Source organism: Mycoplasma sp. 4013 (assembly GCF_054353875.1).
On the sequence record NZ_JBTHHK010000011.1, the window covers coordinates 12,961 to 30,895 of the forward strand.

Consider the following 17,935-nt stretch of genomic DNA (forward strand, 5'->3'; position numbering starts at 1 on the left):
ATTTATTTACGATATTCTGATGGAACACCATCTAAGTTGATATGACAATATCCAAATGGATTTTTGTTTAAGTAATTTTGATGGTATTCTTCTGCCTTTGTATCATCACTAACAGGTAAAATCTCAATATAATTATCTTTACCTTCAGTTTCTTTAAATGCTTGATTTAGCTTTTTAAATTCAGCTCTTAGTGCAGTTTCATTAGTATATATCCCAACACGGTATTGTACGCCACGGTCATTTCCTTGTTTGTTTAATGAATAAGGATTAATAATTAATAAAAATAGTTTAAAAATATCATTAGGTGTTAAAACATCTGCATCATAAATAATTTTTACAGCTTCAGCATGCGATGAACCATTACATACTTGTCGATATGAAACACTTTCGCTACCACCATTAATATAATGAACACTTGTGCTTAAAACACCTTTGACTTTTTGGAAGAATGCTTCTACTCCTCAAAAGCAACCACCAGCTAAATATACTTCTTTGTTCATAATTTCCTTTCTGTATAAAATTATATATAAATTCTTTAATAAATAAATTTCATTTATTTCTTTCTTTTATTTCTTTCTTTGTTATGAAAATAAAAAAATTTTTCAAATTTTTGGTTTATCTTGTTACAATAAAACAAAACAATGTAAAATTTTTTCATCTATTATGATGTTGATTCCTTGTTTGTTATAATTGCTCCGTATATATATATATATATATATATAGGTTGTGCTTTCACTAAAACCACTTGTATATAGGAAGAAATATATTTATATACCTTTTAAAACATAATAGAGGTTTATATGAATTTAAAAAAACTCAGAACCTTGCTAGTATCTGCATCAGCAGTTGGATTACTAGCAAGTATTTCAGCAACTGATTCACAACCAGCAACTAATAAAGATAGTTCTAAATCAGTTGATAACACAAACAACGATTCACTTTATCAAATTTTTCCAGGTGTACAACAATCACAATATCAAAAAGATAAAGACTTTTTAATCACAAATGATGTAAATATCGTTTTTGAAGAAGGAATTGATGATGAAACAATTGCACGTTTTGATGAAGTATTAAAACTAAAAAACTTGCAATATAAAGCAACACGCAGGTTTATAGCAGGTAAAACTAATATTTTAGTCGGAATCAAAGGTGATAGCACAGATGATTTAGTTGATAAAAAAGTTAAAGAAATAAGAATCGATTTAGATGATAGTTTAAATACTAAAATCGATTCATATCAATTGGATTCTAAAAAAGTTGATATCGACGGACAAGAAACTGATTATATAACAGTTATGGCTAAAAATTCCGATGCTGCTTTTTACGGAGCAACCACCTTGTGACATATCTTTAAACAACTTGAAGGGAACAAAATTGCAAGTTTTGAAATCAAAGATTGAGCAGATGTTAAAACTCGCGGAGTTGTTGAAGGATATTATGGAAATCCTTGGAGTTTACAAGATCGCCAAGATTATATGAAATGGGGTAGTTACTATAAACTTAATGCATATATGTATTCTCCAAAAGATGATCCAAAACATCGCAGCAAATGAAGAGAGTTATATACACAAGATGAACTTGATCGTTTGATCAAACCGCTTGCAAAACTTGGTAATCAAACCAAAGTAAGGTTTATTTATACCTTACATCCATTTTCAGATAGCAGAATGACTATTGCAAACTATGATAGCGATTTGAAAGCATTGAAAGCGAAATTTAAGCAAGTTATCGATGCAGGTGTTCGTCAAATCGGGGTGTTAGGTGATGATTTTGGTAAACCATTTAAATCAGGTAATGATCAAAATGCTGAAACCCAATCTGAAAATCAACAAAAGAAATTTCTGGAAGATTTAGTTTCTTGATTAAAAGAACTTAAAAAAGATTATCCTGATTTAGTTCTAACCATACCTTATGTAGTTGATGAGTATATGGGTGATGGTCAAAAATATTTTGCAAGTTTTCCTCCAGAAGTATCAGTTGTAATGACTTCAGGGGCAATTTTCGGAACCGTAAATAATGATTGATTAAAAAAATACGATCAAACATTATCAAATCAAATACAAACTCAAAATACAGAGTCAAAAACAACTGCAAATATGGTGAATCCACCATTATTATGGATAAATTGACCAGTTAGTGATCAAGCCAAAACCAAACTGATTTTAGGTGGATACAAAGACTTTTTAAAACCAGGTGTGGATGCTTCTAAGTTTTCAGGATTACTGCTAAATCCGATGCAACAAGAACAACCATCAAAAGTTGCTATTTTTGGTGGAGCAAACTATGCTTGAAAAGTTTGAAAATCCAATGCAGAAGCAGATAAAATTTGAGAAAACTCCTTTAAACATGTACTAAATAATTCCGAATTTGATAACGCAGTTTCAATTGCATTTAGAGAAATTGCAAAACATATGATTCATCAAGATCAGAGTAATTTATCTCCCCCACAACTACAAGAATCACAAAATATCAAGGATATAATTACAACACTGCAAAACAAATTATCTAATGATTCATTTACTGATTCAGATATCAATTCATTAATCGATGCATTTAATACAATTTCAAACTCTTTAAAAATCTTTTCATCTTCTACTTTAAATCCACAGTTAATTGCTCAAATGAAACCATGACTTGATTCTTTTAAAGAATTATCTGCTGGAATTACTATGTTATTAAATGGGTTAAAAAGTTATAAAAATGGTGAGCCAGATAACTTTATTGAATTTGCTAATGTAGGTAAAAATTTGATCGATGCATCTAAAAAACATAGTTTCGATTACTTAGGTAATCAGTTAAATGCTATTCCTGGTTCACAATACATCCAACCACTTGCACAAAAATTAATTGATTGAACCTTAAATAAAATTAATAATCAAACATTGCAACCTAGCAGTTTTACCAGTACTTTTATCACTGAAATGAAAGGTAAACAAGGAAACATCGATCCATCAGTTGTTTTTAATAAAGATAATACAACACAACTTATTTATACTCAATCTAACGACGCTAGTGCTGGCATCAAAGCAGGTGATTGATTTGGAGCAAGATTTAATCATCCTATTTCGCTACATTCTGTTTTTGTTAAATTTGTAGGGGCAGAAGGAAATCACTTTTTAACGTCTAAATTACAATATCAAATAAATAACAGTGACCAATGAGTAGATGTTCCAAATCAAACATCAATAAATTATTCTGATAATGAATCAACAGGTAAAGATATAAGTTTTAATACTATATATAATGTAATTGCAATAAGACTATATGATACAGAAGAAGCACCAAGAAATAATAAAAATTTACGTTTATTAGAATTTCGTGCTAATCCAGATGTAGCTGCAAGTGATATTGCATATACAGGGCTACAATTTAATCCAGCAAATACTACTATGCAATCAAAAGATGCTTATCAACCTGATGCACATAGTGGACCTGCTTATTTAACTGATAATAAATTATCAACAGAAGGATGATATTCTAATGCTAAAAACGGTCAAAATGATACTGTTTTCGTCGGTGACACACTAGGATTCAGTTTACCAAGCAAGCAACTTGTTACATCAATCCGAGTAGAACAAGCTTGATCAAAACCTGCTGATGCATTAAATGATTTCGTTGTTGAATATAAGGACGAAAATGAAACAGACTCAAGTAAACAATGAAAACAATTTGGAGCATTTCATCTTAATAATCAACAAATTCAATATATTTCAGGTTATGCTAATGCTAAGGATTTTAGATTTAAAGTAGTAGCACAACAACATGTATGATGAAGATTAGCTGATATTTCAGTATATGGACCAAATTATACCAGTAAGCAAAAATATCGTATTTCTTCAAACATGAAAGTTTATCAAGATTATAACTTAGACCATGTTTTGGATGCAAATGATCAAAGTTTCGCATGACTGTCACATTCTGATAATGGAAATGTGCAAAATAGTGATTATGTTGATATTGATTTCAAGCGTCCGATGCAAATTGCCTCATTACGAATTTTGCAAGAGAATGCTGATAAAGTACATAATATCGTTATTCAAGCAAAAAGAAATAACTTACCAATTGATTCAGATGTTCAAAATATCACTGATGCAAAAAATGATCAAAATGTTAACATCCCCGATTCGTGGGGTATTATAACTGGAATCAGAATTAAATCAAAAGATAATTTGCAAACTTGATGAAAATTGCACGATGTATCATTTGTTGAAAAACCACAGCCATCAAATAAATACTTATTCACCGATATCCAAAGTCCAAATCTTGTTACAGATAAAATTGATAATACATTTAAATTATTTAACCAAAATACCCCCGATGCAACCTCGAATATCACTGTTGCAAAGGACAAATTCATCGGTATTGATTTAGGTGATGTATATAATGTAGATTCAATAACAAAAGATATAACAAATCCAGATACAAATCTAAAACTACAATATTCATCAGACGGATATCAATGAACAGATGTTGAAAACACACTTAGTGCTCCAGTAAGAATGCAATTTGTGAGATTAATAAACAAAAAGACAGGCAATTCGGATACTAATTTATCAGTTGCTTTTAAAAACTTACAAGTTCATATTATAGATGTTAAAACATTTGGATATTTAGTTTCTTCAACCATAGCAAACAATCATAACAACACTGATACAAGAAATTCAAATTATGCTTTCGATGGTGACATTAACACTTCAGTTAGCTTTACATCAACACCTAAAAAAGATAATGAAATTATCTATGATTTAGGTCAACAAATTGATTTAAAATCTTTACGGATTTATGCAAGTAAATCAACTTCAAATTATCCAAGAAATATAGAAGTTTTAGCATCGGCAACTAATGAAACATCTGCTCATTGAACATCGCTTTTTAGTATCAATGATACTACCGATTCAACTAATAACTTAGCAAATGTGCAAGCAGGAACAGAAGATCCAAAATATCCAAATGCTAAATATTGAGGAAAAGATGATATCTCTACAAAAGCTAGATATATAAAACTAAAGATAACCAAAGATTATCCAGCAAATACATCATTAACAATTAATGAAATTTTAGTTAACAAAGGTGTCTATATCTCTGCCGATAACGATCCAAGGTTTGGAGGAGAAAATTACTCAGAAATTTCAAAAGATACCAAACCTGCTAATACATTAGATTCAAATTTAAATACATATTATGAACCTAAAAATGCTGCTGGTAAGTTAATTTGGTACATCGAAAAAGGTTATTTTGATAACCGTAATTTAAGGGTTGTTTCAGATGGAGATTCATATGCATCAGTTTATGTAAATATTCTTGATACATCTACAAATGCAGTAGAAAAGAAGTTGGTAGGTAAATTATTTACAAATATTGTTGCATTCAAACTACCACATCAAACAAATAAAGCAATTATATCAGTCGAAATCGATTGAGATGCAAGTAAACCTAAGCCAAAAATTACTGAGTTAATAGGCTATGATATTATCCAAACTGCCGAGACTGATAAAAATACTTTAAAAACCTTAGTTCAAGAAAACATTGAATCAACTTATAACAATTGAACAAACAAATCAAAGACAAATTATGATGCAATTAAGGCTATTGCTCAAGAAGCAATTAAGGATGATGAACTCTTAACACAAAAAACTATTGATGATATTAAAACCAGACTAGAAAATGCTAAATCTTCTGCTTTAACTAAAACAACTAAACAACAACAATTACAAGATATTTTAAATTCTGTATTAGAAAACACTGATAATGTTGTTTATACTCTTGATTCATACAGTAAATATCAAAATGCTATTGATGATATTAAAGCAGCACTGAAAAATACAAATGATTTGACCGATTCTACTGTAACATCACTAAAACAAGCATATCAAAAAGCAAAAGAATCACTGGTTGTTTCTGATGTTCAACAACAAATAGCACAACTTAACATCAAAAATTTCGATACTATTAATAAGTTAGAATATACCGATGCTTCCTATAATCAGTTAAAAGAGAAATCAGATGCATTAAAAGCAGAGTTAAGAAAAACTAATCCATCTGCAGTTGAGTTAAAAAAACTTAATGATGCATATATCCATGCATACAAATCCTTAGTAGCATCAGTCAAAGGTGCTAAATTACTAGCATATAATGAGTATTTAGAAAATGATGCTTATGGATTTACAGATAAATATCAACTTCGCTTTCCTAGCTTATCTAAAAATATTGCTGATTTAATTAATCAACAGAGTGTGGTAATAAGTAACCCTGATGCTACTTCTGACCAAATTGATGAAGCTTTAGCATCGTTGAAAACAACTACTAATAAAGCAATTGAGCAAAGAAATCATTTGATTTCAAAATATCAACTTCTTACCAAAACACAAATTCCTAATACCAACAATATCTATACAACAGATTCATATGCTGATTACAGTCGAGTTTTTAATCAAATTAAAAATAATCTAATCGATGTTCAAAGAATTACTGAAAAACAAATCAATGATGCACAAAGTCAGATAACAAATGCACAAGATATGCTGAAAATTAATCCATCTAATTTAAATGATGCAAAAAAATATGCTCTAGCTCAATTAGAAAAATTAGATGATAAACAAGATTTTGCAAACAAAATTAATGCTTCCGATTTAACAGCTGATAAATTAAGTGAAATTTTAAAGCAAATTAATGATTTATATAATGCACAAGAAACCAAAAAATTACAAGATCAAAGAAATAAAACAAAAGCCTTAATTGATAAAATAAAAGACTTAAAGATAAAATCTGATTTAACTAATCAAATGTCAGATGCAGATAATATTATTGATTTACAAAAAATCTATCTTATAGCAGATGCTCAAATAAAAGCAGAAGCAAAAGCACAAGCAGACTTTGATATATACAAAGAAAATATCAAAGGAATTGCAAATCAAATCTTAGATTCAACCAAGAAAGGTCAATTCATCGCTCAAATTGATGCTGCCACTACTAAGCAACAGCTAGATTCACTAAAAACTTTAATAGATAAAGAAATTAATGATGAAAAGCAAGCACAACAAGCAAAAGATGAAAAAGCTAAGGAGCAATTAGATCAAGCGAATTCAGATGTTGATGCATTAATCAAAAAACTTCCTGATAATCTGCAAGCAATATATCATAATAAACATGAGCAAGTTAAAAATAACATTAAGGATGTTAATGCATTAAAAGATGAAGTTCAAAAGAAAATTGATGAAATTAACAAAAATCAAGAATCTAAACCTAATACACCTGAAAATCCTAAGCCAACTGAAAAACCAGCAGAGAAACCTAAACAACAAATCAAATCATCTAATGGTTGAAAAATAGCTGTAGGAGTTATAGTAGGAATTTTAAGTTTAGGTATCATTAGTGGGCTAACATACTATTTTATAAAGAAAAAACGTAAATAAAATAAGCATCTATGGATGCTTATTTTTGTGTTAAAATACCAGTATGGATAATGCATTCAATGAATTTCTAGAATCAATAAACTTAGATTTATATCGCACTAGATATAAAAATATCAAAATTATGGAAGCAGATATACCAAAAGAAATCCAAGCACTTGATGCTATATATCAAGTTTATTGACATAATAATAACTTACTTGATTTGATGATTGATATTTAAATTATTATTTAACCGACGATATGAAAGCAAAAATTCTAAATTTCAATAAAAATCATATTGGATTATGCGAATGTTGTTTATTTAAAGGTATAGAAGCAAGGATATATCGAACCTGAGCATCAATTATTACACAAATTCAAGCAGGTTATTGTTGTCAAAGAGTTTTTGGTAAAGAAAATGTATTTCAATCAAGTGACTTAGATCGAGATGGTATCGATATTCTAATAGATTATAAAGGTGTCAAAATCGGGTTACAAATTAAAAAGGAAACAGGTAGAAAAGAAATCAGAAACAGGATTTCATTAGCGAAAAAACAAAGTATTGCAAATAAAGTTATTGATATTTATTATACTGTGATAACTGATGAACAAGTTGAAAAATGTAAGTATGTAAAGAAAACCAAAGAACATAATCAAGGTGATTATAAAGATTATGCATATTTGTATGGATTAAATGGAGATAGTCCGTATTTACAAAAACTAAACAATGGATTTGTAATTTTTACACTTAAATATTTTCAAGAAATTAAAGATTTGATTGATAATAAAGTTCAAATATTGTATATTTAGTTTATTTAATTAAATTTACAATATTTTCAGCAAGTTTTATATAATTAGGATTTATTTCAAATGATAAATAATTTCCACCCATTTCTTTGGTAACATAACATTCGCTACCTGAACCACAAAACGGAATTAAAACATTAAATTTACGACCTTTTGGTCTTGATGCCATAATTAATTTACGAGTTAAATCCATAGGTTTTTGAGTAGGATGGATAATAATATCACATTCATCATGGTCTCTTCGTTGCTTCGGATTGCAAAAAATATTATGTGTTTTACAGTAAAAATAGCGCTCTTGAAGCGCTTTTCCGCCTGCCAGAGTGGATATTTCAAAAACATCCTTAGGTAATGCTCCTTTTTCATGTGGGGTGTAATAGGATTGATAATTTGGATCACTATTAAAACGACACTTAGTTGAAGTTCGCTTTTTACCAGCAGAGTTTTTTATAAAATTTTCTGTATATGGAACACGAACATCATCGATATTAAAGTTAGGTTTATCTTTTCAAAAACAAATTATACTTTCATGTGAACGCTGTCAAAATTTTAAACCAGGTGTAACTTTGTTAGTATAATGTCAAATTAGTCACCGTTGCTTTTTTAGATCTATTTTAGTTGAAATATGTGCTAATATTTCACTAAAACCATAAATATAACCTAAACCATTTGGCTTTAATATTCGATAACACTCTCTAAATCACTGCATTGTTCAAGTGATATATTCATTAATATCCATTGAATCTTTATTGTTACCAAAGTCTTTACCTATATTATATGGTGGATCAATAATAATTACGTCGGCTGAATCATCTGGTATATTTTTTAAACCTTCTAAACAATCTACGTTTATAATTTGATTATTAAATTCATAAATTTTGTGCATATTTACTTTCTTTATATAAATATACAAATTTTAAATTTGTATATTTATTATAATAATTCCGAAATTTTCATTCCTTTTATAAAACTTTGAATATATTCTCAATCTATTTTACCATCGGTTGTTTGTGGTAGCAGCAATAATGTTTGATCAAATCGCTTTGATTGTCAAGTTCTACCATAAGAAAACTTATAACGGTGCTGATCTAAAATTGTGATCAAAAACATTGCAGTATAGATATTTAAGTGTTTAGATCTTCCAATTGTAATAAACGAATTAGCAATAAAATCATCAGGATGATATAAACTATATCCACCTGAACCATCGCCACCAGTGATAAATCCAATGCAATTTCCTTTGGTAACTAATTCTTCATCATATTCAACTTTTTCTAAAACTCCGTTATTTGTCTTTTTAGCAGCTACATAATAAATATTATCGCCTTTTATTAATTGATGAGTTGTTTTTAATCTACCTTTTTCAAGTTTACATAGGTTATCAAAAACTTCTTTGATATTAAACTCTTTTCAACTACTTATATCAATTTTTTCATCTTTTTGCTTATTTTTCAAATAAACTAACAACTTATCAAATTTTTGTGATTTAGATATATATCAAATTAAATCAAAATCTGATATTTCCTTTTCAACTATATCCATTTCTCTTTTGATTTGAAAAATCAAAAATTCTTTGATAGTTTTTTCAAAAGAGAATTTAGTTAAATTTGAATAATTTGTTTTTAGATGCGAATGCACATTTCATTCTGAATCAGGTTTAATAGGTACACTGATAGCTTTGGATGTATCAAAATAATTATTGAATAAAAAATCTAATAATTTTGCCTCATTTTCTGCATATTTTTCATATAAATCAATTCTTCCTTTTGCAGTGACAACTAAGCCATCATCAAAGTTATAAAACTTTACATCTTTTTTATAATCATGTGGTAGGTGTGTTTGAAAAACTGCAATAGCAGTATATGTTGACGCATTTGGTTTAAATAAATCAGATGGCATATTAATAACATATTTTAAAGTATGTTTATTTAAAATCATTTGTCTACGATGAGGATCTTTAAAATACATTGATAATGGAGCAATAATTATTCCATATCTGCTGCAGTTATCTAACATCTTAGTTAAAAATGTAATCTCTTTTGGTGTGGGATTACTTGAGCTTTCTTCACCTGAATAAGGTGGATTTATAAAACCAATAGTTGGTTTAACTTGTGCAATAATTTGATCACTTTTTTTATCATTTATAGAATCAATGTTATAAATTCTAGATTTACCATCACCACGGAATAACATATTAGAAATAGAACAAATAAACATTGTCGGATTAATTTCAAAACCCAAAAGTTGATTCTCTTTTATGTTATTTATTTTTGCTTCTTTGTCTGGTATATTACTATTTTCGATTAAATCAATTAATTTATTCATTGCTGCAATTAAAAATGCACCTGTACCACAACATAAATCCATAATCACATCGTTTGCTTTTATATCAACAAGTTTTGTAAATAATGTAGTGATATGTTTTGGGGTTAAAACAATTCCTTTTTTAACATTAGATACACCTGCATATTTTAAAAATTCTTCATAAAATCTACCAATAATATCATAGTTTGATTTAGAAGCAAATTGATTGTTAAACAAAGGGATAATATTATGTTCAATTTCTTCAAGTATTTTTATTAAGATATTAGTTTGTGAAAGTTCTTTAATTTGTTTATATGTTTGTATATAAGTTTTAAAAATTTCTATTTTTTCTTTAGAAATTCCTTGTGATTCTAAAATAGCTTGTATAGTGTAAAATAAACTATTTAAAATATCTATCCCTTGTTGTGCATATTTATATGTGATAGGAAAATTATTAAGGTAGTTTTTAGGTTTATATAAAGATATCATTAACATTGATAAAATTACAGGGCGTTGCTGACTGTCTAAATTTCTTAATAATTTATTTATTTTCTTACTTGATTTTGTAATATTTGCAATAGCAATTTCTTCATCAAAATCATAAAATAAAGATAAGAATTTTTTTTCACTAACAAAATTATTAATTTGCTTTTGATGTAAAATTTCATTATTTGCTATTTTAAAACAATCAAAATAATAAGAATTTTCAGTTGATAAATCACCACTTACTGCAATACCTAAAATTTTGTAATTGTCAAATAATGAGTTATTCAAGAACTTAGATAAATATCATTTTATCCCTGAAATAGCACCTTTTTTAATATCTGCTTCATAATGATCTTTGATATTTGTTTTTTCTTCAACTAAAATTAATAAATTTATTTTCTTATTAAAATAAATTCGATCCGGATAACCTGGTTGATTATTTTTGTTTTTTGAAGCAGTATTAAGAACAAAAAGAATGTTTTGATCTAATTTTTTGTTAGTCTGACTATCATCTCAATCAGAAAGATTGTATCCAAGTTGCTGTAATTTATCAGTAACTGATGGTGTTATATTTTTATCTTTTCTCATTATTACCTCATATAAGTCTCATATACAATTTAGATATTAATTATACATTATCTAACAAGGATATTTTCATATTCTTATAATTTATTGTTATTTAGAAGATGAAGATATTCAAATTTACATCATATATTTAATAAAGATAATAAAAAAAATAAACTAAAAAAGGAATAAAATTTTATCAAAATTTGATAAAATAAAATGTACTATATTTAGTTTGCTAATGTTATATTATGAATGAAAAATAACCATAAATAACTACATAAATTTTTTATGAATTTATGTTTATTTCTCACCTAAAAATATTTTAATCGGAGATATCAATGAAAAAGAAATTATTTTCTATTTTAGTTCCCACTTCTTCGCCTGTTATCTTTATTGCTGCATGTGCAAATACAAATAATAATGATGATTTCCCAAAGCAAAAATTTTATTTTTTAGATTCAGATGATTTTATGAATCTAAAGAATAAACTACAAAATGATTATCAAGGAAATAAAGAATTAATAACAAATAGAAATTTTATCGATAGTTTGTCAAAAAATGTTATTTATTTTAATGAACTAAAATCGCAAAAAGATGATGAGAAGTTAAGAGATAGTAATGATGTTAAAGATAAGTATCAAGAAATTATCAAATTCCTTAATTCTTCTTCTTTTTATTATAAAAACATAAATAATTATTTTAGTAATTTGATTCATGATTTAGACAATTTAATTAAGAAAATTAATAAAGATAATGCTCAATCAGAATTAAGAAAGCAAATTACTAAAATTTTTAATCAAAATAATAATGATTCTTTTAATAATATCAAACAACAAATTTTTGAATCAATACCTAAAAATATTAACCTTTTTTCAAATAATGAATTTCAAAATAAACTCAATGAAAATTTAAAAACTTTTAATTCCAATTATAAGAATTTACAAAATTTAAGTAAATATAGTTTTAATAATGAAGTACAAATAAGTCAATCTGATTTTAATATTAATAATTTTATAAATTCTAAAAGTATGGATTTTAATTCTCTTAATCAAAAATTCAGTCAACTAAATCAAATTCTAAGCGATGAATTAACACGAAAACAGAAGATATTAGACGATAAATTAAAAAATTATCACAACGAAATTAAATCAATGAATATTGATTATAAATTTGATGCAAATTTAATCAATTATTTAAAAACTAAATCTAATTCTTTATTTGTCAATGCCCAAGATGAACAATTTTTATCAACTGTTAATTATATTAATCAGCAGATCAAAGAAATAGAAGAATTTAGAAAACAAAATTCCATTATTTTTAGTGATGTAATAAAAGTAGTTGTTAATAAATATCTTCATTTAAAGAATACTAATTTTGATTCATTAGCTACATTAAATGAACTAAAAGATGAAGTCAAAAAAGTTAACAAATTAATTACATCCTTTATTATCTTAAATAACTATCGTTCAAAAGATATTATTAGATATGCTGAAGCATTAAGTCAAAAAATAAATTCAAGTAAATTTCTAACAACAAAACAAAAAGATGTTTTATTAGATCAATCGAAAAACCTTGCTAATACCTTACAAGTTCAATATTTAACAAATGAAATAAAAGCACAAGAAAGTAATTTTGCTCAACTAAAGAAAGATTTTATTCAGCAAATAAATGCAAATAATCAATTTAGTACATCAATAAAAACCTATTTTAAAACTCGAGCATATAGCAAAGACAGTTTGCAAGAATTTAATGAATTCAAAGATTATCCATTGCAATTTATATTGCTCTTAGAAAATCTTAAAAATGAAATACAAAAAACAAATGATGCTATCGCTGCAAAACATATAGATACTAAAAAAATATTAGATTTCTTTTTATCTGATTCTGCGATATTATTTAGCAAAATTTATAACAGCGAATTAAATACCTTAGAAGACTTTGATATTGAAAACATCGATACAAATGTTTTGAGATTAAATGATTTTTATTACACGTTGAAAAGGTTTAATGAAAAAAATATAGATATAAATAAAACATATGATAATTTATCTTCATTATTATTAGAACAAATAGCAAAACATAACACTGTTTCGCTTGCTAAGGACCCAAATGGATATGATGTTAATCAATATTTACATTCAGGTTCAATAAACTTAAATAACTATCGTGTCTTCTTAAACGAAGGCGATGATGATGTTTTTGATTTTGATGTAAGTAATTTAGAATTAAAAGAAAACAATCCGAATATCCTTGTAGTTACATTAAATGTATTTTTAAAAAGCAATCGTTTTATTAAAGCAGAAATTAAAAAAGAAATACCTTTTTCTAATGATATTAAACCTTTTATAAACAAAATTATATTAAACAATCTCGATCAATTTTACAGTGTCGATTATGAATCATTATCAAAATTATCCTTGGATGAATTTATCAAACTTACTGATAAAAAGGTGTTTTTTAAACCCAGAATCAATGGGATCGAAAACTTCTTTAACTTTGATATAGAAAGTTATCAAAAATATCAAGACAAGCATCTATACTTTAAATTTAATGTACTTTTTAATAAACAAATCATTAAGACTGCTATTATCCCAACATTGAATACTGTTGATTTTCTTGAAAATAATGCACCCACATCTCAACAAGATGCTAAGGATTTAGCAGAAATTCAAAAGATATTAAAAGGAAGCAAAGAATATTTTTATAGCATCTTGAAATTTAAACCTAATGCATATTATACACATGCACAATATTTAGCTTCAGATGCAATAAAAGCTTTTGATGATGTTTATGATTTACCAAAATTTGGTAAATATCAGATTTTTATCAAGGATGTAATCAATGTAGATAATTATAATGCAACTGCTGATTTAATTTTATGATATAAAATTAATGGTAAAGAAGCGCCAATTAAGTTTTTAGGTGATTTATATGCAAATCCGATTCATATGATTAACTTTAAACTACAAGACTTTTTTGATATAAAACCCAAAAATGGTGACAATTTTACAGAAAGTGATTTTGATGGATATAAAGCAATTGATGCAAATGATGCCAGAATCTTCGATAACTTAAATGAAGCCAACATTCAGCAAGTAAGAGTCAATGGACAAGTATGAGGTAATGGTAATGTAAGTAATTATTTTAGTATCATCAATGCAAGAGATTTTATACAACAAAGACACTTTTTTACAGCTAGTTATTTCTTTAAAATTGAATCAGGAAGTGCTTCAAATAAAACAGATAATAAGGATTTATCGACATATATTCCATTTGGAACAGGTAATTATGACAAAGATGTAGTTATATATCCGATTAACAATAATGATATCAACCGTATTAGAAATAGATATTTTACTTATTATTATGACTTTAAATTAGTTGGAAAAAGAGGTTTAAGTTTTAGAATCGGTTTTATTGATAAGCAACATCAAGATCGCAGATATTCACCAAATCAAACTTTTACCTTAATAAACTTTGTCAATGATTATCAACAACTGCATTATCCACAAATAATGCTTAATAACCTTACTTATGATGATATATCGGTTGATAATAATAAACTTGTAAAACACACTATTTCATACTATCAATCACACCTAGATGATTTAAATCAAATTATCAAGATTAAAAGTAATAACGGAATTTTAACCTATCGCAACTTTGATTTACCAGCCTCAGAAATAAGAATCGATGAAATTCAAGCAATTGATGCAACATCTGCTTATATTCGCTTCGGTGTTAATACTTTCGATGGAAGCAATGCTTCTGGTCATGTAAAATCATTAAGTTGATTTAAAATAAACGGTTTTCAAACAGAAAATCCAAGAAGTCCACATCAAAATCCTGTTTATTCAAATAATGATGCAAATTCATTAAGAACAATTTATAATGCACCTAATAATGTTCATCGCGAAAGGGTTCTTGAACTTTATTGAAAAGATGCATTGTGAAGTATAAATAAAGATACAAATACAATTTTTTGAACACTACAACACAAAATTCTTGATCCGATGTTTACACAAAACACATCGAATCGGAAATTAATTCTTAGTTTCAACGGTGGAGCAATAATACAAAATGGATATAATATTAGTATTACAGAAAATCCTGCTTTTGATGTTGAATTTGATTATGATGAAATTAAAGAAAAGCAAATTGTAAATGTTGCTGTAGATGTAACTAAAAATAAAAAGAAATTTACATTTATGGTGCAAGCAAGTTGAAATAATAATAACATCGATTTTGCCTTATGAACTAAGAATCCAGCAAATAAAATTATAATTGATCCCAGAAATGCAACATCATCGGTAATAAAAGAGCTATCTGGATATAAGTTTTTATTTGCTAATGGTGCTGCTACTTTAAAAGTCAAATATGATTCAACACAACAAATCGAAGATTTTCATTGAAATACTAATGCATTTGATTATTCAAAAATAATGGCTAATACTTTTAATCAACCTTATTTATTCTATAACAAACCTGAATATCTTTTTGATCATAATATCTATAATCCAAACCAAAATGTTACCTTTAAATTTCATGATGGGTATAAAATGCAACTTGAATCAATTCGATTAAAAGAATATGGAAAATACAGTGAATTAGTTCGTGCAATTATCGGTAGATCAATTGCTTATAGTCCTGGTGGAGCAATTGCAACCGCATCGATGCTTGGTAAGGTTAATAATGATCCAGATGATGGAAGATTTTATGTAATCACTAACCATCATGCCCAATCAAGCGGGATTTGAGATTTTTCGCTAATATCAGGTAAAAACTTATTCTTTAGAACTAGTGATATCACAATATCTGCTCCATTTTTACAAGAAGTTACATATGCAACTCGTGGACGCTATGGATGAACTGATTATACAAGTGCAGGTGGTAATGAAGCAACCACCATATGAATCGGGATTCAACAATATAACAATAATGGTGATCCACTATTAAACACTAATCGTACCCCTGAACGACTCGATGCTACTATTATTATTGTAGATATTAATAAACAAATTGCAAAAGCAAGAAACGAAGGCAAATTTGATTTAGCCTTATATTTAGAAAACTGATTTAAATTAAATAATGCAAAAATTGATTACACCTGAAAATATAACAATATGAATTCACCTGTAACAAAAGATGTTGCATCAATTAGTTATCCAAGAGCAAATCAAACAGCTATATTAGATCACCGTCCGGCTCGATACTATGTTGATTCAACACTAGGGATGGATGTTGGATACCAACAAAATTATGCTCCATTTTACTCAGGTGCTGGAGCATCCGGAACTGGTAGATATATCGGTGATGATTCATTTGCTTCCTTATGAAATTCTGGTGTTGGTTTTCTCTACTCGGTAAGTTGAAACTATGATGCATTAAATTACAACTATTTTGGAGTTAACTGAAACGGTGAACACCCATTTGAACTTAAAAACAAACACTCATTTGCTTCTCAAATTATTCGTGCAAATGCAGCGAATCCAAACAAATATGCTTTGCCTTGGTTTATGAAGCAAATAAAGGAGAAATAATGAAAATTCGTAAATTTAAAAAACTATTTCCATTTCTAGGACTTTCTTCTTTATTTTTTGTTTCTGCTTCGTATACACAAAATCATACATCGCATGTTAGTTATAACATTGATCCAGAAGTTAAAGAAATTAATTATTTATACAAAAATTATGTTTTAAACAACCAAATCAACTTGGTTGTTGAAGATGGTATTTCTAATGGTGCTATTGATTTATTGCAAAATTTTTTTAAAGCCAAGAATTATCAAGTTTCCTTAAGCAAACAAATTGAAGTTGGCAAAACTAATATTCTTATCGGAAATTCAGGTAATTCTGATAAATTAGTAGATAATATGATTGCAAATGATATTGATTTTAACAATGATATTCAATTTAAAAATGATGCGTATTTATTAACAAGTAGAGATAATATCATAACTGCTTTTGGTTTTAAACAAGGATCAGAATTTTATGCAGCCGCAACATTTACTCAAATCTTTAACCAACTACAAAACCGCACCATTGAAAGTTTTATCATTAAAGATTATTCAGATTACAAGGATCGCGGAATCATTGAAGCTACAGAAAATAACAACTGAAGCAATAATGAACGCTTTAAATACCTTGATTATGCTCAAAAACACAAACTTAATATGTATTTTTATGGTAATTATTACGATAAATACCTTAATTCTGATTGAAAACAATTATATGATGATAAACAACTTAATGAATTTTTAATTCCTTTTGTTAACAAGAGTTTACAATCTAACATACAACCTGTTTTTGCTTTCAATATATTTAAAAAAAATAAGATGACTAGTGAATCATTAAGTAGTGATTTTGAGAACTTCAAAGCAAAAA

Annotated in this window: 8 protein-coding genes; 5 read left to right on the plus strand and 3 right to left on the minus strand. The window is 27.2% G+C overall.

Annotated elements, in window-relative coordinates:
* Positions 1-2: 2 nt before the first annotated feature.
* A complete protein-coding gene (gene msrA / locus ACXYRO_RS03550; RefSeq protein ID WP_458614326.1) occupies positions 3-500 on the minus strand; it encodes a peptide-methionine (S)-S-oxide reductase MsrA in 498 nt (165 codons plus the stop codon).
* Between the two features lie 300 nt (positions 501-800).
* On the opposite strand from msrA, the gene ACXYRO_RS03555 reads away from it, so the two are divergent.
* Genes ACXYRO_RS03555 through ACXYRO_RS03565 form a run of 3 tightly spaced genes read left to right on the plus strand, consistent with a single transcriptional unit; the run spans position 801 to position 8,201 of the window.
* Positions 801-7,412: a beta-N-acetylglucosaminidase domain-containing protein gene (locus ACXYRO_RS03555; RefSeq protein ID WP_458614327.1), complete on the plus strand. Its 6,612-nt coding sequence runs from the start codon at positions 801-803 to the stop codon at positions 7,410-7,412.
* Positions 7,413-7,455: 43 nt separating this feature from the next.
* Positions 7,456-7,632, plus strand: coding sequence for a TaqI family restriction endonuclease (locus tag ACXYRO_RS03560; RefSeq protein WP_458614328.1), 177 nt, complete (start codon positions 7,456-7,458; stop codon positions 7,630-7,632).
* Positions 7,633-7,652: 20 nt separating this feature from the next.
* Entirely contained in the window at positions 7,653-8,201 is a 549-nt protein-coding gene (locus ACXYRO_RS03565) for a TaqI family restriction endonuclease (RefSeq protein ID WP_458614329.1), read from the plus strand.
* Position 8,202: 1 nt separating this feature from the next.
* On the opposite strand, the gene ACXYRO_RS03570 is transcribed toward ACXYRO_RS03565, so the two are convergent.
* Positions 8,203-9,081, minus strand: a complete 879-nt coding sequence (locus ACXYRO_RS03570) for a DNA-methyltransferase (protein ID WP_458614330.1) — start codon at positions 9,079-9,081, stop codon at positions 8,203-8,205.
* A gap of 47 nt (positions 9,082-9,128) precedes the next feature.
* The gene (locus ACXYRO_RS03575) at positions 9,129-11,573 is read right to left on the minus strand and encodes an N-6 DNA methylase (RefSeq protein WP_458614331.1); all 2,445 of its coding nucleotides are present in this window, start codon (positions 11,571-11,573) and stop codon (positions 9,129-9,131) included.
* 317 nt (positions 11,574-11,890) lie between these two features.
* On the opposite strand from ACXYRO_RS03575, the gene ACXYRO_RS03580 reads away from it, so the two are divergent.
* Together ACXYRO_RS03580 and ACXYRO_RS03585 are read left to right on the plus strand one after the other, a co-directional pair.
* Positions 11,891-17,092: an MGA_1079 family surface serine endopeptidase gene (locus ACXYRO_RS03580; protein WP_458614332.1), complete on the plus strand. Its 5,202-nt coding sequence runs from the start codon at positions 11,891-11,893 to the stop codon at positions 17,090-17,092.
* On the plus strand, positions 17,092-17,935 hold an 844-nt coding region (locus ACXYRO_RS03585; RefSeq protein ID WP_458614333.1), incomplete at its 3' end, for a beta-N-acetylglucosaminidase domain-containing protein. The genes ACXYRO_RS03580 and ACXYRO_RS03585, both read left to right, overlap by 1 nt.